The following is a 26,024-nucleotide window of genomic DNA, read 5'->3' on the forward strand; positions in this document are numbered from 1 at the left end:
AGCGGAAAACAGATTGCTGCCGCTGCGGCTTGCTGCAGTGCGGGCCATGCGGCATGATCCGGCCCTCGAAACGGACCTGACGGAATGACGTCCGTGCTTCAAGGGAGGGTTTGAATGAGACGAGTTTTGGCCGGCGTGTTGGCCTGTATGTTTGCGATCTCGGCGAATGCGTCGCTGGCGCAGGACAAGCCTCCGCTGAAGCTCGGCGGCATTCTCGATATGTCGAGCCTCTATGCCGACATCACCGGCTCGGGCAGCGAAACCGCGGCCAAGATGGCAGTGGAGGATTTCGGCGGCACGGTGCTCGGCCGCAAGGTCGAGATCGTGGTCGGCGACCACCTCAACAAGGCCGACCTTGCCGCCAACATCGCCCGCGACATGATCGACAACCAGGGCGTCGAGATGATCTTCGACGTCGCAGCGTCAGCGACCGCGCTCGCCGCCGGTGAGATCGCCAAGGCGCGCGGCAAGATCATCATGTTCAACGGCCCCGGCTCGATCCGCCTCTCCAACGAGGCCTGTGGCCCCTACACCGTGCACTATGTGTTCGACACTTTCGCACAGGCCAATGTGACCGGCCTTGCCGCGGTGAAATCCGGGCTCGACACATGGTTCTTCCTGACCGCGGACTATGCGTTCGGCCAGGACCTGGAAAAGGACACCAGCAATGTCGTGGTCAAGTCGGGCGGCAAGGTGCTCGGCAATGTGCGGCATCCGATCAACACCTCGGACTTCTCCTCCTTCCTGCTGCAGGCGCAGGCTTCCAAGGCCAAGGTGATCGGGCTCGCCAATGCCGGCGGCGACACCATCAACGCGATCAAGCAGGCGGCGGAATTCGGCCTCACCAAGACCGGCCAGAAGCTGTCGCCGCTGCTCGCCTTCGTGACCGACATCGACAGCGTCGGGCTCGATACCGCGCAGGGGCTGCTGCTGGCGGAAGCGTTTTATTGGGACCTCAATGACGACACCCGCGCGTTCTCAAAACGCTTCATGGAGCGCGTCAAGCGGGTGCCGACTTCGGCGCAGGCCGGCGTCTATTCCTCGGTGACGCATTACCTGAAGGCGGTGAAGGCCGCCGGCACCACGGATGCGGCCGCCGTCATGAAGGTGATGAAGGAGACCCCGATCAACGACATGTTCGCCAAGAACGGCCGGATTCGCGAGGATGGCCGCATGGTGCACGACATGTACCTGTTCGAGGTCAAGAAGCCCGCGGAGTCGAAGGGCCGCTGGGACGATTACAAGCTGCTCGCGACTGTGCCGGGCGAGCAGGCGTTCCAGCCGCTCGCCGACTCGCGCTGCCCGCTGGTGAAGAAGTGACGCGAAGCGTCATCCCGGGGCGATGCGCAGCATCGAACCCGGGATCTCGAGGTTCCGGGTCTGGTGCTTACGCACCATCCCGGAACGACGGATTCAAAACAACAACGAAAGGCAAAACGCCATGAGCGACAATCAGATGGTTCTCCAATCCCTCGAGCATGGCCTGCTCACCATCACCATGAACCGGCCGGAGCGGCGCAATGCGCTCAATCCGGACATGACGCGCGGCCTTCTTGAGGCGGCACGGCGCGCGCAGGACGATACCGACGTTCGCGCGGTGCTGATCCGGGGCGCCGGCGGCACCTTCTGCGTCGGCGGCGACGTCAAGTCGATGGCGGAAGGCCGCGCGCCGCTGCCGTTCGAGGCCAAGATGGCGAACCTTCGCCGCGGCATGGAGGTCTCGCGCATCCTGCACCAGATGCCGAAGCCCGTGGTGGCACAGCTCGACGGTGCGGCGGCCGGCGCCGGGCTCTCGATTGCGCTGTCCTGCGACCTCCGCGTCGCCAGTGCCTCCTGCAAGATCACCACCGCCTTTGCCAAGGTCGGCTTCTCCGGCGATTACGGCGGCACCTATTTCCTGACCAAGATGCTCGGCAGCGCCAAGGCACGCGAGCTCTATCTGATGTCGCCGGTGCTGTCGGCGCAGGAGGCCTACAATCTCGGCATGGTTTCCAAGGTGGTGCCCGATGCCGATGTCGAGGCGGAAGCGCTGGAACTCGCGCGATCGCTGGCGCAGGGACCGTCGGTGACGCTCGGCTACATCAAGCGCAACATCAACAATGCCGAGACCATGACGCTCGAAGCCTGCTTCGACGGCGAGGCGATCCACCACACCCGCACCGGCGACACCGCCGACCACAAGGAAGCGGCCAAGGCTTTCGTCGAGAAGCGCAAGCCCACCTTCCAGGGTCAATAAGCCGTGACCAATCACATGGCCGAGTACATGCGGCTGCGGCAGATCTGCCTGGTGGCGCCGCAGCTCGCCCCCGTGATCGCGGACATCTCCGCGATCATGGGCCTCGATGTCTGCTACCGCGACGGCAACGTCGCCAAATACGGCCTCGAGAACGCGCTGCTGCCGGTCGACGCCATCCTGCTGGAAGTGGTCGCGCCGTTCCAGCCGGGGCCCGGCACCGCAGCCGGCCGTTTTATCGAGAAGACCGGCGGCCGCGGCGGCTACATGGCGATCTTCTGCTGCGAGGATCCCGATGCGCGCGGCGCAAAGGCCAATGCGATCGGCGTGCGCACCGCGAACGTGATCACGCACGCGCCCTACCACGGTGTGCAGCTGCACCCGCGCGACTGCCGCGCCGCCTTCATCGAGTTCAACCACACCGACGGCAGCGACGACATCCTCGGGCCATATCCACCGGCCGGCCCGGACTGGCAGAAGTCGATCCGCAAGGACACGACTTTGGCGCTGATCGAGGTCGAGATGCAGAGCCCCGAGCCGCAGGCGCTCGCGGAGCATTGGGGCAGGATCGTTGGCGTTCCCGCGAGCGGGGAGGCCGCCGTGAAGCTGCCGAATGCGACCTTCCGCTTCGTCACGGGCGACGCCGAGATCATGCGCGGCTTGACGTTCAAGGTCGCCGACAAGGCCAAGGTGCTGGACGCCGCGAAAGCCAGGGGCTGCGCGGTGGCGGGGGATGAGTTCCTGCTCTGTGGCGTGACGTTCAAGCTGACGGCGTAGTCCGCCGTCATTGCGAGGAGCGAAGCGACGACGCAATCCATTGTTTCCGCAAGTGGAGGGATGATGGATTACTTCGCTTCGCTCGCAAATGACGGGCTACAAAATCATTTTTCCGTCATCCTGAGGAGCGCGTAGCGCGTCTCGAAGGATGCACGGCCCGGCTGGTGGCCGTCGATCCTTCGAGACGGCCGCGTTGCGGCCTCCTCAGGATGACGGAACGATTGGCGGTTGTTCGGAGAGATTGAGCCGGCGGCTACGATCCAATATCGTTGGGCGCAATAACAACAATTGGAACGCCGCATGCCGCATCCGCTCGATTCCTTTTTCGCCCCAAAGAGCATCGCGCTGATCGGCGCCTCGCGCGATCACGAGAAGATTCCCGGGCGGCTGCTCGCGATGCTGCGCAAGAACCTCTATCCGGGCGCGCTCTATCCGATCAATCCGAATTATGACGAGATCGACGGCTTGAAATGCTTCAAGTCGATCGCCGAGATCGGCGCGCCGGTCGATCTCGCCGTCATCGTCATTCCGGCCCGCGCGGTGTTGCCGGCGCTGGAGCAGTGCGCCTCCGTCGGCGTCAAGAACGCGGTCATCATCTCGTCCGGCTTTGCCGAGGAGGGCGGCGACAGCGCCGACATGCAAGACGCGATCGTGGCGCTGGCGAAGCGGACCGGGATGCGGATTTCCGGTCCGAACGCGGAAGGTTTTTACAGCCAGGCGCAGAAGGTCGCCGCGACCTTCAGCCCGACCGTCGACGTCAAGCCGGATGCGCCCGATCTGGTCGCGAGCAAGCGGCGGATCGGCATCGTCGCGCAGAGCGGCGGCATCGGCTTTGCGATCTATCATCGCGCCAAGGCGCTCGGCGTAGCCCTCAGCTATGTCGTCAGCGCCGGCAATGAGAGCGATCTCGGCGCCGGCGAGTTCCTCGACTACATGGTGCAGGATCCGTCGACCGACGTGATCCTGCTGTTCATCGAAGGCATCCGCGACGTCGACAAGTTCCTGGTTGCGGCGAAGCGCGCGGCAGAGCTCAGGAAGCCCGTGATCGTCACCAAGGTCGGCCGCTCCGGCGCCGGCGAGCGCGCGGCCGCGTCGCATACTGCTAGCATGGCGGGCTGGTCGGCGGCCTATGACGCGGTGTTCGCGAAATACGGCTTTATCGTCTCCAACGACCTCGACGAGGCCGTCACCATCGCCGCGGTTCTCACCACCAATCCGTTGCCGAAGGGCGACTGCGTCGCGGTGCTGACGGTATCAGGCGGCGCCGGCATCTGGGGCGCCGACACCGTGTCGATGCAGGGCCTGCGCGTGCCGGAGCTTTCGATCGCGATCCAGAACCAGATCAAGCAATGGATGCCGTCCTATGGCGCGGCGGGCAATCCGGTCGACGTCACCGCGCAGGGCGTCTCCTCCGGTGGCCTGCAGAAGAGCATCGAATTGTTCGACGCCTCCGACGAGGTCGACGCGACCCTGGTCGTGCTGTCGCTGTCGAGCGAGACGCGGATGGCGTTCAAGGAGGCCGAGCTGAAGCCGCTGATCGCGGCGCAGAACAAGCCGGTGGTGTTCTATTCCTACACGCTGCCGTCGCATTTCGCGCGGCAGGAGCTGGCGAAATCAGGCGTGGTGGTGCTCTCCGGGCTGACCCATGTCGGCGTCGCGATGCGGCGGCTGGCGGACTATGCCGCCTTCGAGCCCGCGCCGGAGATGGCGGCATCTGCGTCGGCGACGCACGATCTCTCCGCGCATCTCAGGTCGAAGACACTCTCCGAACATGACAGCAAGTCACTGCTGCGCGCCGCCGGGATCGCGTTGCCGGACGAGGTGCTGGTGGCCGATCGCGACGGGCTCGACGCTGCGATCGAGCGCGCCGGATTTCCATTGGTGATGAAGATCCAGTCGCCCGCGATCGCGCACAAGAGCGAAGTCGGCGGCGTCCGCGTCAACATCGCCGCCAAGGGCGCGGCGTTCACGGCCTATCGGGACATGCTGGAGAGTGTGCAGAAACAACGGCCGGATGCCGCGATCCAGGGCGTGCTGGTCGGGCCGATGGCGAAGAAGGGCGTCGAGATCATCGTCGGCACCATGACGGATGCGACCTTCGGGCCGATGGTGATGGTGGGCCTCGGCGGCATCACCACCGAATTGTTCAAGGACGTGATCTACCGCCCGGCGCCGGTCAGTGCGCTGGAGGCGACCACGATGCTGGAGACGCTGAAGGCCGCGCCGCTGCTGCACGGCTTCCGCGGCGCGCCGAAAGCGGATGTCGCAGCGCTCGCGCGGTTGATCTCGCAGATTTCGGTGCTGGCCGCGCAGCATGCAAGCGAGATCGCCGAGATCGAGGTCAATCCGGTGCTGGTGCACCCGGAGGGGCAGGGCGTGACGATTGTGGACGCGCTGGTGGTGCCGAAGGTTTAGCGAGCCATCTCCCCACCGTCGTCCCGGGCTTGACCCGGGACCCATACGCCGCGGCCCGCGGAAAGGGCACAAGGGGAGACGGCTTGTCTTGCCACTCGCATAGGTGGTTATGGGTCCCGGCCTTCGCCGGGACGACGCGTTGAGAGAGAGGGGCGCGAGGGTCTCACCGCCCCCTGAAGTTCGCGACGCGGCGTTCGGCGGTGGCCTTGACGCCTTCCTTGAAGTCTTCGGTCGCGCGCAGCTTGGTCTGCTCTTCCAACTCATGGTTGGTCGCGGCGAGCACGCGGTCGGCGAGGCCGGCGCGCATGGTGGCGCGGGTCGAGACCAGGCCGAGCGGCGAGCATTCGGCGATCTCCTGCGCGAGCTTCATCGCCTCAGCGCGCACCTGGTCCTGCGGCACCAGCACGTTGGCGAGGCCCCAGCGATAGGCCTCTTCGCCGGTGACGCGGCGGCTGGTGTAGAACATCAGCTCGGCATTGTTCTTGCCGATCAGTTCCGGCAGCGTCGCGGTGAGGCCGAAGCCGGGGTGAAAGCCGAGTTTGGTGAAGTTCGCCGAGAAGCGCGCTTCGGGGCAGGCGACGCGGAAGTCGGCCGAGACGGCAAGGCCGAGGCCGCCGCCGATCGCGGCGCCGTGGATCGCCGCGACGATCGGCTTCTTATTGCGGAAGATGCGCACCGCCTGCACATAGAGGTGGTTGATCGGCAGGTTCGAGGCTGGATCGCTCTTGGCGCGCTCCTCCTGCTCCTGACGGGCGGGATCGCCGAAATTGGCACCGGCGCAGAACGCCTTGCCCTGCGCGGCCAGCACCGAGGCGCGGATCTCGATATTGTTGTCGAACTCCTCCAGCGCGTCGGCGATCTGGTTGATCAGCGCGACGTCGAAGAAGTTCAGCGGGGGTTTGCGGATTTCGATCAGGCCGACATGGCCGTGGGTCTCGACGCCGATATCCGTGTATTTGGTCATTGATCTGTCCTCGTTGAATTTAGCGCAGGCCCAAACCGCGGGCGATGATGCCGCGCAGCACCTCGGTGGTGCCGCCCTGGATTGTCAGCTTGGGCGCGGTCTTGATGGCAAAATCGAGCTGCTTTTCCAGCGTCTCGCGGTTGGTCGCAGTCTCCTCGACGAAGGCCGCGAGATCGCGGACGCGATGCGGCAGCTGCTGCTCCCACACCGTACCGATATCCTTGACGATGGAGGCTTCCACCACTGGCTCCTTGCCGGCCTGCAGCATGCCCGCAACCGACACCGACATGCGGCGCATGGTGTGGACCTGCGCCACCAGGCGGCCGATGCCCTCGGCGCTGCGGGTGTCCGGGTTCTTGCCGACCGCGCGCACCAGTTCGGTGAGCACGTAATAGGTTTCGAGGAAGCGCTCGGGGCCGGAGCGTTCATAGGCGAGCTCGGACGTCGCCTGCTTCCAGGCGCCGTCGACCTCACCCAGCACGTGATCGTCGGGCACGAAGTAGTCGGTGAACACCACCTCGTTGAACTCGAACTGGCCGGTGATCTGGCCGATCGGGTTCACCTGGATGCCCGGCTGCTTCATCTTGACCAGGAACTGGGTCAGGCCGTGACGGCGGTTCTCTTTCGTGGGCGGTGAGGTCCGGAAAATCGCGATCATGTAGTCGGCGATGTGCGCCGACGAGGTCCAGATCTTGGTGCCGTTGATCAGATAGCCGTCGTCGGTCTTGGTGGCGCGGGTCTTCGCCGCGAACAGATCGGAGCCGGAATTCGGCTCGCTCATGCCGATCGCAAAGCAGACCTCGCCGCGGCAGATCCGCGGCAGGATATCCATCTTGATGTGCTCGGGCGCGTATTTCAAAAGCACCGGCCCGCTCTGGCGGTCGGCGACGAAGAAGCGCCGGGTCGGCGCATTCGCCACCCGCATCTCCTCGGTCACCACGTAACGTTCGAGGAACGAGCGCTCCTGGCCGCCATATTTCTTCGGCCAGGTCATGCCGAGCCAACCCTTGGCGCCGACCCGGCGGGAGAATTCCGGCGCGTCATTGTCCTCGCGGTTCGGCGCGTGGGGATCGAAGGTGCCGGCGGCGATCTCCTCGGCGAGGAAGGCACGCACCTCCTTGCGGAGCTGCTCGCATTTTTCCGGCAGGCGGATCGGATCGAAACGAAGGGCTGCGGTCATGATGTCTCTGTCCTGATCTCAGCGCGAAGCCACCAGCGGCCACAATTCATCGGCGCCCCTGATGGCGACGAGCTTGCCGAGCTCGACTGCCCAGTAGCTCTCCGAGCCGAAATCGTCGCGCCAGGCCAGCGCACGCAATGAATAGCGGTGCAGGATGTGCTCGTTGGTGAAGCCGATCGCGCCGTGCACCTGATGCGCAATGCCGCCGCCCTTCTCGGCCGCTTCCGAGCAGCGGATTTTTGCGGAGGCGGCTTCGAGGAACACTGCGTCATTGTTCAGCGAGTTCGCGCTTGCAATGGTGTCGGCCGCCGAGGTCGCGGCGGCCAGCGCCGCGGCCGACTCGCCGGCGAGGCGGGCGAGGTTGTGCTGCACCGCCTGGAATTTCGAGATCTTCTTTTCGAAGGCGACGCGCTCATTGGAATAGCGCACCGAGATGTCGAGCATCGCCTCCAGTGCGCCCGCGATCTGCAGGCTACGCACCACGCCGCCCATCAGCATCAGCGTGGTCTGGTCAAAGCCCTTCGGCGCGGGCTTGATCGCGGCCGGCTGCACCTTGTCGAGCGTAACGGTGTCGTTGTGATCGCCGCCAAGTCCGACGCCGGATTCGATCCGGCACTTTGCCGCATCGACCAGCGCGATCGAGATGCTGCCATTGCCATCAGCCAGCACCGCGAAGTGCTTTGCGTCTTTTGCGAACGGCACGCCGCGGGCGCGGCCGGAGAGCGAGCCGTCGGCGTTGAGCGTGATGCGGTCCTTCGGGCTTGCCGGCAGCACGGTCATCTCGCCATCGGGGGAGGCGATTCTGGCTTGCGTCAGCAGCCAGCCGGCCAGCATTGTTTCGGCCAGCGGAACAGCGATCGCATGCCGCCCGGCGACGTTGAGGACGCTGAAACCTTCCGCGAGACTGGCGCCGGAACCGCCGAGATCATCGGGCACCCAGGACAGCGGCAGGCCGGCTTCGGTCAGCGCCTGCCACAGCGGCGCCTTCCATGCGCCCTGCTTGTCGTGATTGATGGTCTGGGCATCCGCGAGATCGGCGAAAATCTTTTCCGCGGTCTCGGCGACGATGTTCTCACTCTCCGCCACAGCGTTCCTCGTGTTGATTGGCTTGGGGCCAGCCGTTCGGCAGGCCCTGCTTGCGATGTTGTCTTGCGCTCAATGATGCGGAAAAGCCATAGCCGTGACAAGCGTTGCCCGCAGGGCCACTTGCGCGGATGGCATGAAGCCGGACGAGGTGCACGAATTCCGCATAGTGGACTTTGGACCGCCTCGGTTTGTATGCCAGGCGCGGAGGAAAATCGGCCGGCGCCATCGGTTCAGTCCGCCAGATGAAACTGGATCGCCTTCCGCAACCGGCGGCAGGTTCACGGCGACAACGCCCGCGCCCGGCGTGACCGTGCGAGAAGCATATGAGTTTTTATGAACTCATGTTTAGCTTGAGGCCAAGATCAGAGGTGATGCGATGAAGATGCATATGCTGTCGGGCGGACGTCTGCGGATGTCCAAGCGGACCTATCTGCCGGATGCGGCGCGCGGCGAGATGATCGACCTGCCGGTCGCCTGCGTGCTGTTGCGGCACACGCAAGGCAATGTGCTGTTCGACACCGGATGCCATCCCGATGTTGCGACCGATCCCGAAGGGCGGCTCGGCACGCTCGCCAAATACATGACCCCGATCATGCCGGCGGATGATCACGTGCTGACGAGCCTGAAGGCGACAGGCCTTGGCCCTGATGATATCGACGTCGTGATCTGCTCTCACCTGCACACCGATCATTGCGGCTGCAACGCCTTCTTCAAGAAGGCGACGATCTTCGTCCACGCGCTCGAGATCGAGGCGGCGAACGCGGCCAACGCGTTCGATCGCGGATACATCAGGGCGGATTGGGATCATCCGCTGAAGATGGAAATCTTCGACCGGCAGATGGACGTGTTCGGCGACGGCAAAATGACGCTGATCCCGCTGCCCGGACATTCCAAGGGCACGACCGGCGCGCTGGTCAAGCTCGACCAGAGCGGCGAATTCCTGCTCGCCTCCGACGCGCTCAGCGTGCGCGCCAATCTCGATCAGCGGACCTCGCCTCGGAACAGCCTCGACGTCGACCAGTTCCTGAATTCGCTCGACGAGATCGCCAGGATCGAAGCGTCAGGCGTCAAGATCATCTGCGGCCATGACGATGCGCAATGGGCCAGCCTGCAAAAGGGTCCGAACGCCTACACATAGGAGCCTTGACATAGGAGCCTTGCGCGGTTTGCAGGTATCTTTCCGCGCGATATGGTATGCCAGCGCTGGAGTTCATCTGGCTCACAACAACAGGGGAAATGCAGATGTCGAAGGATGGCTTGTGCGCGATCGTGACCGGGTCCGCATCAGGACTTGGCGCCGCGACCGCGCAAATCCTCGCCACGGCGGGCGCGCGCATCATCATCAACTATTCCAACAGCAAGGCGGAAGCCGAGGCGACTGCCGAACTCTGCCGCAAGCAGGGCGCCGAGGTGCTGGTGGTGCAGGGCGACGTCTCGCGCGATGAGGACTGCAAGAAGATTGCCGCCGCAGCCCAGGGCTGGGGCCGCCTCGACGTGCTCATCAACAACGCCGGCACCACCAAGCATGTGCCGCATCACGATCTCGACGGGCTGACGGCGGAGGACTTCCAGCGCATCTATGCCGTCAACACCATCGGCCCGTTCCAGATGGTCCGTGCCGCGCGCGCGCTGCTCGAAGCCGGTGCCAAGGCATCTGGCCGTCCCTCGGCGGTGGTCAACATCTCCTCGGTCGCCGGCATTTCCGGCGGCGGTTCGTCGGTGGCCTATGCCGCGAGCAAGGGCGCGCTCAACACCATGACGCAGTCGCTGGCGCGCGCGCTGGCGCCGCTGATCCGCGTCAACACGGTGTGCCCGGGCTATATCGACACGCCCTGGTTCACCAAGGGCCGCGGCGAGGCGGGCGCCAAGCAGGTGCGCGACACCGTGGTGGCGCGCGTGCCGCTGAAGGTCGCGTCGACGGCCGAAGATATCGCCAATCTGGTCTGCTTCCTGGCGAGCCCGGCGTCGAGCAACATGACCGGCGAGTTCGTCCGCATGGACGCGGGCATGCATCTGATCCAGTGACGAAGCGCCGTTGCAGAAATGAAAATGCCCGGGCCAAGCCCGGGCATTTTGATTTTGAAGCAGCGGCAGCGGCTATTTGTTTCCCAAATCCGGGATCACGCGCGCCGCGACCAGCCTGTTCCAGATGAATAGCACCACCAGCGCGCCAATCGTGGCGGTGACGAAGCCGGCACCCTGTTCGGGACCGTAATGGCCGATGGCCTGGCCAATGAAGGTCGCGAGAAACGCGCCGGCGATTCCGAGCACGGTGGTGAGAATGAAGCCGCTTGGATTGTTGGGTCCCGGCGACAGGAGCCGCGCGATGATCCCCGCGACCAAGCCGACGATGATGACCCAGATGATGCCGCCCATGACTGTCGTCCTCCTCAGATGGAATCAACGCTGCCGCTAAAGCCTGCCGTGCAGTTCGTCGCCGCTCGGCAGCCGTCCGTCCGGTGTCAAATGATTGATCGCGTCGGGCAGATACTGGCTCAAGCCCTGCAGCAATTGGTCGCGCGACATGCCGCTCTGCGAGGCCAGCGAGTCGATCTGGTCGGCGCCGAGCGCGTTGGCGAGATCGCCGGGTGCGATCTGCTTGTTGGGGCCGTTGCTGACCCAGGAATTGGCTGCGTCGCCATGGCCCTTCTGCTGCAACTGGTTGAGCAGATCGCCGAGGCCGCCGCTGAGCACGGTGCCGGCTGCGCCGCCGGCGAGAAGGCCACCGAGGCCGCCCTTGAGCAGATCGGAGAGCCCGCCGCCGCCGGTACCGCCGGGCAGGCCCGCGGTGACGTTGCCAGGGAGCGGCGGCGCCTGCGCCGGTTTCGGCTCAGGGGAGGCGGTGCCCGGCTGGTCGCCGGTGAAATGCTTGACGGCCTTCCAGGCGAGCAGCGCCAGGATGGCCATCGTCATCGGCGACATTCCGCCGCCGCTCGAGCTGTCGGATTGTGTGCTTGGCGCGCTCGGACCGCGCGTTCTGCATGCCGTTGAGTACGTCGAGTAGACCCATGATCGTCTCCTGCCGCAACCGTGCCCCGTGCGGGAAACATAGCTTCGGCCCATGACGGTTACAAGGCGAGACGCCGGCCCGGGCGCTGCGTCGAAATAGGCAGGCAACCCAAGGTCTGCTATCGATCCCCGATGAACGGACGTTTAGCCAGATGAACACGGACCGGCCGATCGGTATTGCGGGCGCTGGCAGCATCGGTTGCTTCGTCGGCGGCATGCTGGCGGCGGCGGGCCGCCGCGTCGCGCTGCTGGCGCGGCCGCGGCTGATCCAGGAGATCTCAGCTGATGGCTTGCGGGTCAGCAGTTTCGACGGCTCGCAGCAGACGGTAACCGCGGACCGGCTCATGCTGTCAGACGATCCGTCGATCTTGCGCGACGTTCAGACGGTGCTGGTCACGGTGAAGAGCGCCGATACCGCCGAAATGGCCGATGTGATCGCGCGCCACGCACCCACAGATGCCGCGGTGATCAGCCTGCAGAACGGCGTCGGCAATGTGCCGCTGCTGCGCGACCGCCTGCCGGGCCGCAAGGTGCTCGGCGGCATGGTGCCGTTCAATGTGGTCGCGCTCGGCGACGGCCGCTTCCATCGCTCGACCGCGGGCGACATCGTGATCGCGCAGGATGACGCCGGCACGGCCGCACGGCTCTCGGTGCCGGGCCTTGCGATCAACAGCACCGGCAATATCGACGGCGTGCAATGGGGCAAGCTGATCGTCAATCTCGGCAATGCGCTCAATGCGCTGTCCAACATTCCGCTGCGGCAGCAACTCGCGCAGCGCGGCTGGCGACGACTGCTTGCCGACCAGATGGCCGAGGGCTTGGCCGCGGTGCGCGCCGAAGGCATTGCGCCGGTATCACCGACGCCGCTTCCTTCGAGCTGGATGCCGCCCTTGCTGCGACTGCCGGACACGCTGTTCGACATGCTGCTCGGCCGCACCATGAAGATCGATCCCGAGGCGCGCTCCTCGATGTGGGAGGATCTGCAGCGCGGCCACCGCACCGAGATCGATTATCTGCAAGGAGTAATCACCGCGATTGCGGATCGCCGCGGGCTCGATGCGCCGCTGTCGCGCCGCGTCATCGCGCTGATCCGCAAGGCAGAGGCCGCCGACAAGGGATCGCCGGGGCTGACGCCCGAGCAGATTCGCGCGGCATCGTCGTGAAGGCCGGCGATCATTGGCCACTTCGACCAAGGAGGTGACATCATGAAACGATCTTGCATCATGCTGCTCACGCTTGTTGCGCTTGGTGGCGGCCCGGCCGGCGCCGCGCCGCCGACCGTGGTGCCTTCGCCAGGCTATGATGCGCGCTTGCAGGAGCAGCGCGCGGCGGCCGCGGCATCAGGCCAATCGGCGAGGCCTGCGCACAAGCCGGTCACGCCCCGGCACCACAAGCGCAGCCGCACACGCTGATCCATTGCAGAGAAGGCCTCGGATGAAACTGCTGTTCCTCGCGCTCACCCTCGTGCTCGGCTTGACCACGGCCGCAAGTGCCGCCGATTATGCCGGATCGATCAGTGCCTACCGGCGCGCCAACCGCATGTCCGCAGTGAAGCTCGACGCGAAGCTGAATGCGATGGCGCTGAAGCAGGCGCAGGCGATGTCGGCGGGCGGATCGGTCAGCCATTCCGCGGGCGGCAGCTTCTTCACGCGCATCGCGCCGTTGAAGAAGCAGCGCGCCGCCGAAAATATCGGCGCGGGTTTCATTGCCTTCGCCGAGATGCTGAAGCAGTGGGAAAATTCGGCGGGGCATCGCGAGAACCTGCTGATGCCGGGCGCCAAGCGCGTGGGCGTCGCCTTCGTTGACAATCCGAAGTCGCCGTACCGCCGGTTCTGGGCGATGGTGATTACCGATTGATAAGAGGAAATCAGTTCCGCTTCGCGAGCTTGGTCGGCTGCGGCGGTGACGGCGCGAACAGCTTCTTCAAGCCGTCCAGTCCCTCGGAAAGCTTTGGCCATTCGCAGGAGAACGTGCCCTTGACGCAGCTCCCCGCCTGCGGCCGCACCTTGGGAAGCGGGACGACAGTAACGCGCGGCTTGACCGGCCGCGCGACCGGGACAGGCGCCTTCGCCGGCTCGTTGTGCAGCGATGCCTGCTCAATCTGCGGCGGCTGCTCCTGCGGCCTTTCCTGCCGCTCGAGCTGCTTGGCGTTGAACGCGGCGACGATGCGGGAGCGGCGCTGCTTCTCGAGGTAACCAGTATATTCCTGATCGATCTTCTTCTGCTCGTCCGGCGTCGGATTGGGACCGGCGATATCGAAGCTGCGGTCCTGCATGAAGTCGTAATAGGTGTAGCCGCCGCCTACCTTGCGGCGTCCGGCAAACTTGGCGTTGCAATCGGCGAGTTGCGCGGTCCGGTCTTCTTTGGTCTTCGCCTTCTCGGCGAGGTCGGCGCAGTCCTCGAAGTCCTTCGGTGTGCCGCGCCACCATTGCGCGTGCGCGCTCATCGGCGCCAGCATGGAAGCGGCGACCAGAATGGCGACAGCCAACGTCGATGATCGTGACGGCATCACGGACATTGCAAGCAAAACCCGAACCAGACAGGGTGAGCGGATTGTCGTCATTTTAACGATGCTTGTCACCCCGGAACCCGACGATTTCCCTGCTCTTTTAAGCTGCACTCCAGCTGCTTGGTCCAGTGGAATATGTGCCGCACGCGATTGGAATAGTTGAACAATTTCTGATCTCCCGGCGCGTGGGAGATTGGAACAATTCGATCTGAATCGTTCACTTCACCCGGTGCAGCAATGCGACGAGTTCCGCCTGCCGATGCGTGCCGGTCTTCTGGAAGATCGTCTTGAGCTGATTGCGTGCGGTGGCAACAGCAACACCGGCCTCCTGCGCAGCAGTTTCGACCGAATCCCCGCGCGCAAGCCGCGCGGCGAGCCGCGCCTGTGCCGGCGTCAGCTCGAAAGTCGCCGCCAGCAGCGCCTGGTCGAACGCGGCGTTGCCTTCGAGATCGCGGATCAACAAGAGCGCGCGCGCGCCCAGGAACGGCGAGCGCGCGGCGGGAGGCACCGGCTGCATCTGGATCACGAGCGGCCGCTTGTCGATCCTGCGCACCACGATCGGCGATGACGGCAATGGCTGCAGGTCCGAGCTGTGCGCCAGTTGATCGATCAGCCGGGTCAGATCGGCATTGGCCTGCCGGTCGAGCAACGTGAGGCGATTGTTGCGGATTGCGAGGTCGTGGCCGAGGCAGGCTTCCGCCTGGCTATTCATGCCGATGATGGCGCCGTAGCGGCCGACGGCAATCGCGGCGACCTGGATCAGGTCGAGCGCGCTGGTGACGCCTGATAATGCCGAGCGGCCGACGACGGTGGACAGCGTCGCGGCTTCGGTAAGCCGCGCCGACAAGCGCGAGAGCGCCTTGACCTCGTCGGCATCGAACATGCCTTCCTTCGGTGAACGCTGGATGCTCAGTGCCCACAACGCCGGGCCGGCGCGGAAGCCGACCGCGGCGAACCATTTCAATCCGAACTCGCCGAGCGTGGCGTAGAGAGGGTCGCGCAGCATCTCGGTTTCGGACTCAAACAGGTCCGCATCGGTGATGGCGGCGACGCCGGCGTGCATCAGCGGCACGCCGCGGGCCGCGCGAATGTCGGTGAGATGAAAATTCTGCGGGAAATAGGTCTTGGTGAAATAGTCGGAGATCGATTCCGAGCGCGGAATGTCTTCGGTACGGATATCGCTCTGAAGCATCGCCGCCCCGGTCGCGCCAACGGCGGCGCAGACCTCGTCCATGAAGGACGGCCAGGTCGCGGGATCGAGAACCACGTCGCCAAGGCGCGCGGTGACATCGTCCAGCCGGTGCAGGTCGACCAAAGGCTCAGCTCCGCCTGATGCAGAGTCCCGTTGTTTCGTAGAGCGAAACAGGTCGCGCCTGCTTGCGCCCGGTACCATGCATAAGAAAACCGGGACGCCCGATATGCAAGTTAAATCAGCGACAAGGTCGGAGGCTGGATCCGGAAAGCGGGCCAAAACGTGATCGAAAATCGGCGGATCCCGACCGCCTTGGCGTTTCGGCCCGCGATAACTCGCGAAGCCCCGGCTCAGCGATTGGGCTGGATGATGATCTTGGTGTGGCGTTCGGGATTGGCGAGGTCGCTGAACGCCTGCGCCACCCCGTCGAGGCCGATCGTGGCGGTCACCATCGCTGCGGCGTCGACCTTGCCCTCGGCGATCAGGTGCAGCGCCAGCGCGTATTCCTCCGGCGTGTAGGCGTAGACATATTGCAGCGACAGTTCCTTGAGCACCCCGAGCAGCGGCTCGGAGGTGTCACTCTCCATGCAAACGCCGACCACGACGATGCGGCCATCGCGCGGCGCGCCCTCGAACACCTGCTGCAGCAAGCCCGGAATGCCGACGCATTCGAAGATCAGGCCGGGCTTGAGCGGCGGCAGGAAGGCCTGGAACGGCGGCCGCGCCGCCTTCTGCTCCGGCGTCATCTCGGCGTGCTGCGCCCAGGCCGTGAACGGCTGGGTCTCGGCGGGGTTGACCACGACGTCGGCGCCCATCTTCTCCGCGAGCGCGCGCCGCGCCTGCGAATAGTCCGAAGCGACGATCGGATGCAGGCCGCGCAGCTTCAGGGCGGCGGTCACCGCCAGGCCAACCGGACCGCAGCCGATCACGAGCGGCACCTCATCGCCGCGGATACCTGCCTTCGCCACAGCGTGGATACCGACCGCAAGCGGCTCGGTCAGCGCAGCGTGCTCGGCGGCGAGGCCGTTCGGCACCTCGATCATCAAGGGCTCGGTCAGCAGCATCCGCTCGGCATACCCGCCGGCGATATCGTTGGAATAGCCGATGCCCTGCGGCCCGCTCGCGCCGAGCAGAACCGGCACCGAGCACACCCGCGTGCCCGGCTTGAAACGCCTCTGGGTCGCCGGACCGTAGTCGAGCACTTCGCAGCAGAATTCGTGGCCGAACACGACGTCGCGCGACAGGTCCATCGGCTTGCGGCCGGGAAAGTGCTTCATCAGTTTCGCGGTGTGTCCGGCATGCTTGCGCGCGTGCAGATCGGAGCCGCAGATGCCGCAGGCCAGCGTCTTGACCAGCACCTGGCCGGCGGCCGGCACAGGATCGGGGATATTGTCGGTGACGATATTTCCGTTCCTGAACACGGCTGCGCGCACGGCTCGTCTCCTACGTTGAAATTGTGTGGCTGTTGGTCTCGGTCAGCGCCACCCGGCAGAAGCTCGCGGCGATCGCGACGACGTCCTCGACCGCCTGCGGATATTGCTTCGACACCCAGCGCAGCGCGATCGAGATGACGGCGCCGACCATGCCGTTCGAGAGCAGTGTCGCCATTGCGGCCTTGTCGCCGCGTTTCGGATCGGACGCGGGCGGCACCAGAATGTCGCTGAAGACCCGCAAGGCGTCGAGCTTGACGGCATCGACCGCCGGACTGATGCCGGAAATCTCCAGCAGGAAGACCCGCGCCGGCTTCGGATGCTGCTTCAGCCGGGTGAAATACAGCGTCAGCGCGGCACGCAGCCTTGCCTCGGGATCGTCGCCGGCGGCTGCGGCGGCGGCAATCATCTCCTCGTGCAAATGACCGACGACATGATTGTAGGCTGCGATCAGCAGCGCTTCGCTGTTGGCGAAGGATTCGTAGAAATAGCGCTCGGTTAGCTCGGCTGCCTCGCAGATCGCCTTCACGGTTGCGACGCGATAGCCGACCTCGCCATAGACCTCGATCGCCGCGTCGATCAGCCTGAGCCGCCGCTCGGCGCGGCGTTCCTCGGCGTCCATACCGCCGTAGAGGCGGGCTTTCCGGCTGCTGCTTGCCATGAAAGTCTATTGACATGGGGCATTGTCAGATGTCAAGGTATCTGACAATACGGATTGTCAATACTGCCACGGGAGGGTCAGGGCATGTCCGCGCATTTCGACGTGTTGATTGTGGGCGCGGGGCTCTCGGGCATCGGCGCCGGCTACCATCTGCAGGCCAACTGCCCGGACCGCAGCTACGCCATTCTCGAAGGCCGCGACTGCATCGGCGGCACCTGGGACCTGTTCCGCTATCCCGGCATCCGCTCCGACTCCGACATGTACACGCTCGGCTATTCGTTCCGGCCGTGGACCGAGCCGAAGGCGATCGCCGACGGTCCGTCGATCCTGAACTATGTGCGCGAGACCGCGCGCATCTACGGCATCGACAAGAATATCCGCTTCAATCACCGCGTCATCAGTGCCGACTGGTCGTCTACCGACTCGCAATGGACGGTCGAGGTCGAGCGCGGGGCGGAGAAGACGATCGAGCGCCTCACCTGCAACTTCCTGTTCATGTGCAGCGGCTACTACAAATATGAACATGGCTATACGCCCGACTTCCCCGGCATCGCCGATTTCTCGCCGGCCGCGTCGTCCATCCGCAGAAGTGGACCGACGACATCGACTACGCCGGCAAGAAGGTGGTGGTGATCGGCAGCGGCGCGACCGCGGTGACGCTGGTGCCGGAAATGGCCAAGACCGCCGCTCATGTCACGATGCTGCAGCGTTCGCCGACCTATGTCGTGGCGCGGCCGGACGAGGACAAGGTCGCCAACTGGTTGCGCGCGCGACTTCCTGCGAAGGTCGCCTACGGCCTCACGCGCTGGAAGAACGTGCTGTTCGGCATGTATTTCTACCGGCTCTGCAAGCGCGATCCGGAGCGCGTGAAGAAGCTGATCCTCGGCGGCGTGCGCCACGCGCTCGGCCCCGACTACGACGTCGCCACCCATTTCACGCCGAGCTACAATCCGTGGGACCAGCGGCTTTGCCTGGTGCCGAACGGCGATCTCTTTCAATCGCTGCGCAGCGGCGGCTCGTCTGTGGTCACCGACCAGATCGAGACCTTCACGCCCGGCGGCATCAAGCTCAAGAGCGGCAATTTGCTCGACGCCGACGTCGTGGTGACCGCGACCGGCCTCGATCTGCAGGTGCTCGGCGGGCTCGAGATCAATGTCGACGGCGCGCCTGTCGATCTGTCGAAGACCATGAACTACAAGGGGCTGATGTACTCGGGCGTGCCGAACCTCGCCGCCGCCTTCGGTTACACCAACGCGTCATGGACGCTGAAATGCGACCTGACCTGCGAATATGTCTGCCGCATGCTCAACCACATGAAGACCAATGGCTACGCGCAAGCCACGCCGCGGCGGAACGACCCGACCGTGACCGAACTTCCCTGGGTGGATTTCTCCTCCGGCTATATCCAGCGCGCTGCCGCCAGATTCCCCAAGCAGGGCTCGCGCCGGCCGTGGCGGCTCTACCAGAACTATGCGCTCGACATCGTGACGCTGCGCTTCGGCTCGCTGAAGGATGAGGCGATAGAGTTTCTGCCGGCGCGCCGGGCCGGCGCGGCGGATCAGGCCGCGAGCCCGGCGAGACAGGTGGCGTAACGACGAGGCGACCGGCGGCGCGCTAATCTTCCGCACAGTCTGCAAGCAGATCCCGCAGCCAGACATGGCCGGGATCGTTGTCGAAGCGTGCGTGCCAGGTCGCGTAGAGCGAGAAATGCCCGGCGTCGAACGGCAGCCCGATGGCGGTGAGCACATTGGAATAACGCGCGAGGAACCGCGCCGGCAGCGTGCAGACGAAATCGGTCGACTGCAGGATGACAGGCACGACGCTGTAATGTTGCACGGAGACCCCGACGCGCCGGGTCAGGCCTCGTGCCGCGAGGATGTCGTCGACGAAGCCGCGAAAGCTGCCGCCGTCTCCGGAGACGATGACGTGTTCGAGCGATGCATATTCCTTCAGCGACGGCCGACGTGAGCCGCGCGGATGCGCCTTGCGTTGCGCCATCATGAAGCGCTCTTCCAGCAGCGGCCTGTGCGGCATCCCGTTCGGCAGCGCGTTCTTCGAGACCAGTGCGATGTCGATCTCGCCAGCTTCGAGCTGTGCCGCAAGCCGTGCCGGGTCGACGGCGCGAAACGCCAGCCGGGTGGTCGCGGCGCCGCTGCGGCGCATCCGCTGCACCAGCCGCCCGCCCAGCATGGCGCTGGCATTGTCGTTGGCGCCGATCGCAAAAGTCCGCTGCGAACTCTTCGGCTCGAACACCGGCGGGGTGCGCACCACGTCGTCGAGCCGCCGCAGCGCGTCGCGCAGCGGCTCCCGCAGCTTGATCGCGCAGGGCGTCAGCACCATGCCCTTGCCCGATGCCGCCGGCGTCAGCAGCTGATCGCCGAAGACGTCGCGCAGCCGCGCCAGTTGCGCGGAGAGCGCGGGCTGGCTGAGGCCAAGCCGCGCCGCCGCGCGGGTCACGTTGCGCTCGTCGAGCATCACGCTGAGCGAAACCAGCAATGGCAGCGTGTGGGCGTTCATATCCATGAGGCTTATGCCTGTTATGTAGTCTATCGATTTCAATTATCGCATGCCGCGAGGCATTGAGGCAACAAGGTTCGGCGCCCGTGATCGCCGACGCGAACTGCGGTGCAGGAAGGGATGCAGGCCATGAGCTGCCATTCGATCGGCGACGTGACGGTCCGGCGGGTGACCGAACAATGCGGCGCCGGATTTGCCCCTGGCTTCCTGTTTCCGGACTGGGATCCGCGCGTGCTCGACGAGCACAAAGCGCTGATGATTCCCGACTGTCTCGACGTGACAGAAGGGCGATTCATTGCCAGCGTGCACAGCTGGGTGCTGCGAACCCGGCACCACACCATCCTGATCGACTGCTGCGCCGGCAATCACAAGAACCGGCCCGGCCTGCCGCGTTTTCACCAATTGAACCTGCCGTTCCTCGAGCGGTTGGCGGAGGCCGGCGTCTCGCCTGACGCTGTCGATTACGTCATGTGCACGCATCTTCATGTCGATCATTGCGGCTGGAATACGCGGCTGGTGGATGGCCGATGGGTGCCGACCTTTCCGAATGCGCGATATTTGTTCTCGAAAGCCGAATACGATCATTGGCGCGGTCCGGCCGGGCGCGAGGGGTTCAATGCCGGCGTCTATGAGGATAGCGTGCTGCCGGTGGTCGCAAGCGGGCAGGCCGAGATCGTCGATGGCGAAGGCGAGGTCGGCGATGGCCTCACCTTTCACCCGACGCCGGGCCACAGCATAGGTCACGTGGCGATCAGGCTTGCCAATGCCGGCCAATCCGGATTCTTTAGCGGCGATATCATGCATCAGCCGCTGCAGGTGTTTCGTCCCGACTGGAACAGCGCCTTCTGCGAGGACCCTGTGCGTGCGCGCCAATCCCGCCGCTGGCTGCTGGAGCAGGCGGCGGAAAGCGGCGCCACGGTGTTCACCGCGCATTTTGCCGCCTCGTCGGCCGGCCGCGTCATCCGCCGCGGCGACCGGTTCGACTGGCGCTTCGCGTGACGCCCGCGAGACCAGAAGAACGAGGACGACCGCAACATGAGTTTGCCTGACATCGTGACCGAAGAGATGATGGTGCCGAGCGATACCGCCGGCATCAGCCTGTTCGTGCGCAACAAGCGCCGCGCCGACCTGGCCCGGTTCACGCCCGGCAACACGATCCTGTTCGTGGCGGGCTCGACCTATCCGGCCTCGACCTCGTTCGACCTGAGGCTCGATGGTGTGTCCTGGATGGATCACCTCGCCGAGCAGGGGCACGACGTCTACCTCGTCGATGTCAGGGGTTACGGCAGTTCGACGCGTCCGCCGGAGATGGCGCTGCCTGCGAGCGTCAATGCGCCGATCGTGCGGACGCCGGTGGCCGTTCGCGACGTCGGCAGCGTGGTCGCATTCATCCGCGCACGCCGTAATCTGGCGAGGATCAATCTGATCGGCTGGTCATGGGGTACGACATTAATGTCGCGCTACACCAATGAGAACCCCGATGCCGTCGCCAGGCTCATCCTGATCGCGCCGCAATGGCTGCGTGACACGCCGAGTCTCGCCGACGCCGGCGGCCCGCTCGGGGCCTTCCGCATCGTCGATCGGTCCGCCGCGAAGGACCGTTGGCTGAACGGGGTCCCTGCGGACAAGGCGGCAGCGCTGCTGCCGGATCACTGGTTCAACGCCTGGGCCGATGCGACGTTTGCCTGCGGCCAGGCCGGACCCGGCCCGTCGCAGTTGATGGCGCCGAACGGCACGGTGATCGATAGCCGCCAGTTCTGGGCCGCGGGCAAGCCGCTCTACGATCCGGCCCGGCTCACCGTGCCGGTCCTGATCGTCCACGGCGAGTGGGATCGCGACTGTCCGCTCGAGATGTCGCGCGCCGTGTTCGGCCAATTGACCGCCGCGCCCTACCGGCGCTGGGTCGAGATCGGCGAAGCCACCCATTCCCTGTTCCTGGAAAGCAATCGCTGGCAGGTGTTTGGCGCCGTCGACCAGTTCCTCGAGCAAAGCCCGCCGGACCGGCAGCCGCGGTGACAGGAGTCAGTTTTTCGATCGGGAGCCCGCATCAGACGCTCGCTTCGGAGGCTTCCGAAAGGCCTCCGCCTCTGCTATGGGATGCCATGCCCGCATGCTTCGCTGCGGGTTCGCGGTCCCGTAGCTCAGCCGGATAGAGCGACGGTTTCCTAAACCGTAGGTCGGAAGTTCGAGTCTTCCCGGGATCGCCATTTAATCGACCGTCACCGCCCCACAGCGTCACGCCTTCGAACACATTACGTGGGTTGCAATTGCTCCCCGCGTGCCTGCCGGCCTGGTCACCGTGACGCTGGTCCAGCCGGGCGTGGGCATACGCGTTTCGGTGAACACGTTGGACCCATCAGTGGCCGCGAAATACGCCAAACAGGCGGCTGCGTCCGGCCTCGCCTCGCCCATCATTCCGCACTCGTTGTTCGGCGCCTTCGCCGATGGTGAAGCGCTGCCCGTGCTCCGTCACACGCAGATCGGAAGTTGAAGGACGCAGTATTGGCGCATCAAATTGATTCGACGAGAAAATCCAGAAAGGTCCGGACTTTCGCCGGCACGTGACGATTGCTCGGGTAAACGGCCGAGACGGTTTGAGGCGGGGGGCGGAATTCCGTCAATACTTCGACCAAACGACCGTTAAGGAGATAATCCTGAATGGTGAAATCGAGCAACCGCACGAATCCACCGTCGCTGAGTGCGGCGGCAACAGCGCCGAATGGGTTGTCAAACGTCATGGTCGGATGAACGGTGACATGGTGACTACCACCGCCTTCTTCCGAAAACGCCCAAGGCATAACCTGCCCGGTGTCGGGCAAAAGGAGCCCGATGCAGCTGTGCTGCTGCAGGTCTTCAGGTCGGCTTGGAATACCGTTTCGACGAAGATAGGCCGGCGAAGCCGCGATGCAGTAGTGAGCTTCGTGCAATTTGCGAGCGACGAGCCTCGAGTCGCTCGCTCCCCCCAATCGAATCGACATGTCAAAATCCTGCTCTACAAAGCCGATCAGCGAATTGCTCAACGAGACCACAACTTTGACCTGGCCCAGATACCGTTCGACATATCGTGGGACCAACGGGATCACGCGCTTGACGCCATAACTGTCGGGCAAGCTTAAGCGCAGTACGCCGCGCGGCGTGCTGCGGTGACGCGCGAGTATCCTCTCGGCATTTTGAATGTTCTCCAATGAATCACGACAAGCGGCATAGTAGGTTCGGCCGTCATCGGTCAGACGGATGGCCCGCGTGTTCCGTTGGAATAGTTTGGTACTCAACCGATTTTCCAGCCGCTGCACCGCCTTGCTGACAGCGGAAGGCGTGGTGCCGAGCTTGGCCGCTGCCGCGGTGAAGCTTCGGGCTTCGGCAGCCGCGCAAAACAATTCCACGGTGCTCAGGTTGCCTGGACCAAGCTTGTTCATGCAATCGGCCCTTTCACCGGTTCGGCACCCGCATAGCAGTTGCCCAATCAACATCGCGCATATCCAGCTCCAGCCGATTTGTGCCGCGATGGCATAAATGATTTGCCGCGCAATGCCTTTCTGTCAACTGCGATCTACTCATACAGTGCGCCAGCCTGGATTCATGCCGCAGCATCGTGGAGTGAAACGTGTTCAATATTCAGAACGATGCGACCTTGCCGAGTTCTCGTTTCGGAGTGACGGGGGAACTTCGTCCGGATGATGTGATCGATATTCCAGCCGTCATCGATGCGAAGCCGGTTGGCGCATTTCAAGCATGGGTTCTCGTGCTGCTCGGTCTTACCGTCATCATTGACGGGTTCGACGTTCAGGCGATGGGCTTTGTTGCTCCAGCAATCATTGAGGCATGGGGCGTGGACAAGGCCTCGCTCGGGCCGGTATTCGGCGCTGGCCTCCTTGGGATGTTGCTCGGGTCGCTGCTCTTCAGCCTGCTCGCTGACCGATTGGGTCGGCGCCCGGTGTTGATCTGGGCCACACTGGCCTTTGCTCTCTGCATGCTTGCGACGCCATTTGTCACCACCATCGAAGATCTGCGATGGATACGGCTCCTGACCGGCTTTGGTCTTGGCGCCATCATGCCCAATGCAATGGCGCTGGCCGGCGAATTCAGCCCCAAACGTAACCGCGTGACGCTGATGATGCTGGTGTCCTGCGGTTTCACGATTGGCGCCGTTCTCGGGGGCATCATTTCAGCGGCATTGATACCGATCTGGGGCTGGCAATCCATCTTTGTCGTTGGCGGCGTAATTCCCCTGCTGCTTGCGATAGCGATATTTGCGCAGATTCCTGAATCCCTGCTCTTTTCGGTGCTGCACGGGAAAGGGCTGGACCAGGTGGCGGCCTGTCTGCGGCGCATAGACCCCGCCCTCGTGGTGACGGCGAACACACGCTTCATTATGTCCGAACCTGATCACAAGTCCGTACCCGTCGTCGAGCTGTTCCGCGGTGGACGCGCGCGAACGACGCTGCTGCTGTGGATCATCAACTTCATGAATTTGCTGAACCTGTATTTCCTGTCCAACTGGCTCCCCACCATTGCCAAGAGCGCGGGCTTTTCAACGTCGACCGCCGTGCTTCTCGGCACAGCGCTACAGATCGGCGGTGTCGCGGGGACTCTGCTGATGGGCCCGATCATCGACCGCATAGGCTTTCTCAAGGTTCTTGTGCCGGTCTTCCTCGTGGCGACGGTTACTATCGCCACTATCGGGCAACCGGGTCTTTCACTGGCAATGCTCGTCATGGTGGTGAGCATTACAGGGTTGTGCATCGTCGGCGGCCAGCCCGCCGTGAACGCGATGGCGGCCATCTACTACCCGACAGCGCTGCGTTCAACGGGCGTGGGTTGGAGTCTGGGCGTTGGGCGAATCGGCTCCATTCTTGGCCCGGTGATCGGCGGCGAATTGATCCGCATGAACTGGTCCAATGCGGATTTATTCTTTGCGGTGGCCATGCCGGCGGCGGTGTCTTCACTGATGCTGATCCTGTTGGCCTGGAAGCCCCGGATCAGACGGATAAGATTCGGTCAATCTCAGCGTCAAGCTCCCGGAAGTTTTTGAATGAGCGCGGAAGAGCCCTTCTTAACGATGAGGCGCAGTGCTGCCAAATTCTGCAGGGATCCTTGCACAGCTCGAGCACAGCCGCTCGACGAACTGTCCGGCAGGATCCGCTATTGTAGCATCCGGTCCTGTTACAGTGATTGCGCAGGCCAATTCATTCCGAAAGTCAAACACGGGCGCGCAAAGGTTGGTGGTTATCGTGACTACAGATGTGAACATAACCGACCACGAAGACAATCAGCTGCCGCGCTTCGACCGCGTTCAGCGTAGCTTTCACTGGGTGATGGCGGCCATCATCCTCCTCGCCATCGTCATCGGTTTTTATTGCTGGCTACAGACCCCCGGCACGCCGTCGCGAAGGGCCTTGCTTGAGGTCCACAAGTCGCTCGGCATGAGCGCCCTGGTGCTGCTTGCCTTCCGCGTCGCCTATCGACTCGCGGTGGGCGCGCCAGGCTATGCGCGCCCGCTCGGACGACTGACCCATATCGCCGCCGAAGCCGCCCATCTCGTTCTCTACGTGCTTATGCTGTTCATGCCGCTGACGGGTTATATGTTCTCCGGCGCGGGCGGCTACTCGCTACCGTGGTTCGGTTTGTTTCAATGGCCTCGGTTGCTACCCCGAGATGACGCTTTAGCCCATGTTGGCCAGACCTTGCATGGTCTAGGAGCCTACGTGATCTATGCGGTTCTCGCCGCGCACGTCGCAGCCGTCGCTTGGCACCACTTCGTCAAGAAAGACGAGGTTCTCGGGCGAATGCTGCCGCCCCGACGCTGAAGCTTGCGCGCGCGGGCAGGCCACGGAGCTCGTGCCTGTCGCGCCGGTCTGCCATCGTCGCTTCCTCCAATAGCGTCAGGACCGCGGCGTGGCATGAAATCACGCGGAGTTTGGCAGGATATCACCTTGCCCGATGCGGTCGGGATTCCGATGCTCGCAACATAACGAGGGAGACGCCTCCGGAGCCTTGATCTTCTGCTACGCACCGCGCGCAGGCGGGGAACGGCAGTCCGCAATGTCTCCG

24 protein-coding genes, 1 tRNA gene and 2 pseudogenes are annotated in these 26,024 nt (G+C 64.3%); 16 read left to right on the plus strand and 11 right to left on the minus strand.

Going from position 1 to position 26,024, the window contains the following annotated elements; genetic code table 11:
• The first annotated feature begins 114 nt into the window (after positions 1-114).
• From HAP48_RS18030 to HAP48_RS18045, 4 genes are all read left to right on the plus strand, one after another.
• Positions 115-1,320, plus strand: coding sequence for an ABC transporter substrate-binding protein (locus tag HAP48_RS18030; RefSeq protein WP_166211911.1), 1,206 nt, complete (start codon positions 115-117; stop codon positions 1,318-1,320).
• Positions 1,321-1,441: 121 nt separating this feature from the next.
• Complete coding sequence (locus HAP48_RS18035; RefSeq protein ID WP_166211908.1) at positions 1,442-2,236, plus strand: enoyl-CoA hydratase; 795 nt, start codon at positions 1,442-1,444, stop codon at positions 2,234-2,236.
• Positions 2,237-2,251: 15 nt separating this feature from the next.
• The gene (locus tag HAP48_RS18040) at positions 2,252-3,010 is read left to right on the plus strand and encodes a VOC family protein (RefSeq protein WP_166216282.1); all 759 of its coding nucleotides are present in this window, start codon (positions 2,252-2,254) and stop codon (positions 3,008-3,010) included.
• 300 nt (positions 3,011-3,310) lie between these two features.
• Entirely contained in the window at positions 3,311-5,425 is a 2,115-nt protein-coding gene (locus tag HAP48_RS18045) for an acetate--CoA ligase family protein (RefSeq protein ID WP_166211905.1), read from the plus strand.
• A 163-nt stretch (positions 5,426-5,588) separates the two neighbouring features.
• Here HAP48_RS18045 and HAP48_RS18050 read toward each other — a convergent pair whose 3' ends face one another.
• Genes HAP48_RS18050 through HAP48_RS18060 form a run of 3 tightly spaced genes read right to left on the minus strand, consistent with a single transcriptional unit; the run spans position 5,589 to position 8,655 of the window.
• On the minus strand, positions 5,589-6,389 hold the full coding sequence (locus HAP48_RS18050) for an enoyl-CoA hydratase/isomerase family protein (protein ID WP_166211902.1): 801 nt from the start codon (positions 6,387-6,389) through the stop codon (positions 5,589-5,591).
• 19 nt (positions 6,390-6,408) lie between these two features.
• Positions 6,409-7,569, minus strand: coding sequence for an acyl-CoA dehydrogenase family protein (locus tag HAP48_RS18055; protein WP_166211899.1), 1,161 nt, complete (start codon positions 7,567-7,569; stop codon positions 6,409-6,411).
• A gap of 18 nt (positions 7,570-7,587) precedes the next feature.
• A complete protein-coding gene (locus HAP48_RS18060) occupies positions 7,588-8,655 on the minus strand; it encodes an acyl-CoA dehydrogenase family protein (RefSeq protein ID WP_166211896.1) in 1,068 nt (355 codons plus the stop codon).
• Positions 8,656-9,031: 376 nt separating this feature from the next.
• Between HAP48_RS18060 and HAP48_RS18065 the strand changes: the two genes are divergently transcribed.
• Positions 9,032-9,793 (plus strand): N-acyl homoserine lactonase family protein, encoded by a 762-nt coding sequence (locus tag HAP48_RS18065; protein WP_166211893.1) that lies wholly within the window; start codon positions 9,032-9,034, stop codon positions 9,791-9,793.
• Between the two features lie 104 nt (positions 9,794-9,897).
• Positions 9,898-10,680 carry an SDR family NAD(P)-dependent oxidoreductase gene (locus HAP48_RS18070; protein WP_166211890.1) on the plus strand — a complete coding sequence of 261 codons (783 nt, stop codon included), beginning with the start codon at positions 9,898-9,900 and terminating at the stop codon, positions 10,678-10,680.
• Positions 10,681-10,752: 72 nt separating this feature from the next.
• On the opposite strand, the gene HAP48_RS18075 is transcribed toward HAP48_RS18070, so the two are convergent.
• Entirely contained in the window at positions 10,753-11,031 is a 279-nt protein-coding gene (locus HAP48_RS18075) for a GlsB/YeaQ/YmgE family stress response membrane protein (RefSeq protein WP_175612318.1), read from the minus strand.
• A gap of 36 nt (positions 11,032-11,067) precedes the next feature.
• A pseudogene (locus HAP48_RS18080) lies at positions 11,068-11,665 on the minus strand (YidB family protein).
• Between the two features lie 151 nt (positions 11,666-11,816).
• On the opposite strand from HAP48_RS18080, the gene HAP48_RS18085 reads away from it, so the two are divergent.
• Genes HAP48_RS18085 through HAP48_RS18095 form a run of 3 tightly spaced genes read left to right on the plus strand, consistent with a single transcriptional unit; the run spans position 11,817 to position 13,521 of the window.
• Entirely contained in the window at positions 11,817-12,827 is a 1,011-nt protein-coding gene (locus HAP48_RS18085) for a 2-dehydropantoate 2-reductase (RefSeq protein WP_166211887.1), read from the plus strand.
• A gap of 42 nt (positions 12,828-12,869) precedes the next feature.
• Entirely contained in the window at positions 12,870-13,076 is a 207-nt protein-coding gene (locus HAP48_RS18090) for a hypothetical protein (protein WP_166211884.1), read from the plus strand.
• 22 nt (positions 13,077-13,098) lie between these two features.
• Positions 13,099-13,521 (plus strand): CAP domain-containing protein, encoded by a 423-nt coding sequence (locus HAP48_RS18095; protein WP_166211881.1) that lies wholly within the window; start codon positions 13,099-13,101, stop codon positions 13,519-13,521.
• 10 nt (positions 13,522-13,531) lie between these two features.
• Here the strand turns inward: HAP48_RS18095 and HAP48_RS18100 are convergent, their stop codons facing one another.
• The 4 genes from HAP48_RS18100 to HAP48_RS18115 form a co-directional block, all read right to left on the minus strand.
• On the minus strand, positions 13,532-14,122 hold the full coding sequence (locus HAP48_RS18100; protein ID WP_175612417.1) for a hypothetical protein: 591 nt from the start codon (positions 14,120-14,122) through the stop codon (positions 13,532-13,534).
• Positions 14,123-14,390: 268 nt separating this feature from the next.
• Positions 14,391-15,488, minus strand: coding sequence for a helix-turn-helix transcriptional regulator (locus HAP48_RS18105; protein WP_166211875.1), 1,098 nt, complete (start codon positions 15,486-15,488; stop codon positions 14,391-14,393).
• A 227-nt stretch (positions 15,489-15,715) separates the two neighbouring features.
• Positions 15,716-16,798, minus strand: coding sequence for a zinc-binding dehydrogenase (locus tag HAP48_RS18110; RefSeq protein WP_166211872.1), 1,083 nt, complete (start codon positions 16,796-16,798; stop codon positions 15,716-15,718).
• A gap of 10 nt (positions 16,799-16,808) precedes the next feature.
• Positions 16,809-17,456: a TetR/AcrR family transcriptional regulator gene (locus HAP48_RS18115; protein WP_166211869.1), complete on the minus strand. Its 648-nt coding sequence runs from the start codon at positions 17,454-17,456 to the stop codon at positions 16,809-16,811.
• An 84-nt stretch (positions 17,457-17,540) separates the two neighbouring features.
• Here HAP48_RS18115 and HAP48_RS18120 point away from each other — a divergent pair.
• A pseudogene (locus HAP48_RS18120) lies at positions 17,541-19,048 on the plus strand (flavin-containing monooxygenase).
• Between the two features lie 22 nt (positions 19,049-19,070).
• Here HAP48_RS18120 and HAP48_RS18125 read toward each other — a convergent pair.
• Positions 19,071-19,979 (minus strand): LysR family transcriptional regulator, encoded by a 909-nt coding sequence (locus tag HAP48_RS18125; RefSeq protein WP_166211866.1) that lies wholly within the window; start codon positions 19,977-19,979, stop codon positions 19,071-19,073.
• A 123-nt stretch (positions 19,980-20,102) separates the two neighbouring features.
• Here HAP48_RS18125 and HAP48_RS18130 point away from each other — a divergent pair, with 123 nt between their 5' ends.
• The 4 genes from HAP48_RS18130 (at position 20,103) to HAP48_RS50040 (ending at position 22,464) form a co-directional block, all read left to right on the plus strand.
• A complete protein-coding gene (locus HAP48_RS18130; RefSeq protein ID WP_166211863.1) occupies positions 20,103-20,972 on the plus strand; it encodes an MBL fold metallo-hydrolase in 870 nt (289 codons plus the stop codon).
• 36 nt (positions 20,973-21,008) lie between these two features.
• A complete protein-coding gene (locus HAP48_RS18135; RefSeq protein WP_166211860.1) occupies positions 21,009-21,989 on the plus strand; it encodes an alpha/beta hydrolase in 981 nt (326 codons plus the stop codon).
• Positions 21,990-22,103: 114 nt separating this feature from the next.
• Positions 22,104-22,180 (plus strand) — tRNA-Arg (locus HAP48_RS18140).
• A gap of 152 nt (positions 22,181-22,332) precedes the next feature.
• Complete coding sequence (locus HAP48_RS50040; protein WP_275949048.1) at positions 22,333-22,464, plus strand: hypothetical protein; 132 nt, start codon at positions 22,333-22,335, stop codon at positions 22,462-22,464.
• A gap of 19 nt (positions 22,465-22,483) precedes the next feature.
• On the opposite strand, the gene HAP48_RS18145 is transcribed toward HAP48_RS50040, so the two are convergent.
• Positions 22,484-23,389: a LysR family transcriptional regulator gene (locus HAP48_RS18145; protein ID WP_166211856.1), complete on the minus strand. Its 906-nt coding sequence runs from the start codon at positions 23,387-23,389 to the stop codon at positions 22,484-22,486.
• 188 nt (positions 23,390-23,577) lie between these two features.
• Here HAP48_RS18145 and HAP48_RS18150 point away from each other — a divergent pair, with 188 nt between their 5' ends.
• The gene (locus HAP48_RS18150) at positions 23,578-25,005 is read left to right on the plus strand and encodes an MFS transporter (protein ID WP_210292656.1); all 1,428 of its coding nucleotides are present in this window, start codon (positions 23,578-23,580) and stop codon (positions 25,003-25,005) included.
• A 199-nt stretch (positions 25,006-25,204) separates the two neighbouring features.
• On the plus strand, positions 25,205-25,780 hold the full coding sequence (locus tag HAP48_RS18155) for a cytochrome b (RefSeq protein ID WP_224496502.1): 576 nt from the start codon (positions 25,205-25,207) through the stop codon (positions 25,778-25,780).
• Positions 25,781-26,024 lie beyond the last annotated feature (244 nt).

The organism is Bradyrhizobium septentrionale (assembly GCF_011516645.4).
Taxonomy (GTDB): Bacteria; Pseudomonadota; Alphaproteobacteria; order Rhizobiales; family Xanthobacteraceae; genus Bradyrhizobium; species Bradyrhizobium septentrionale.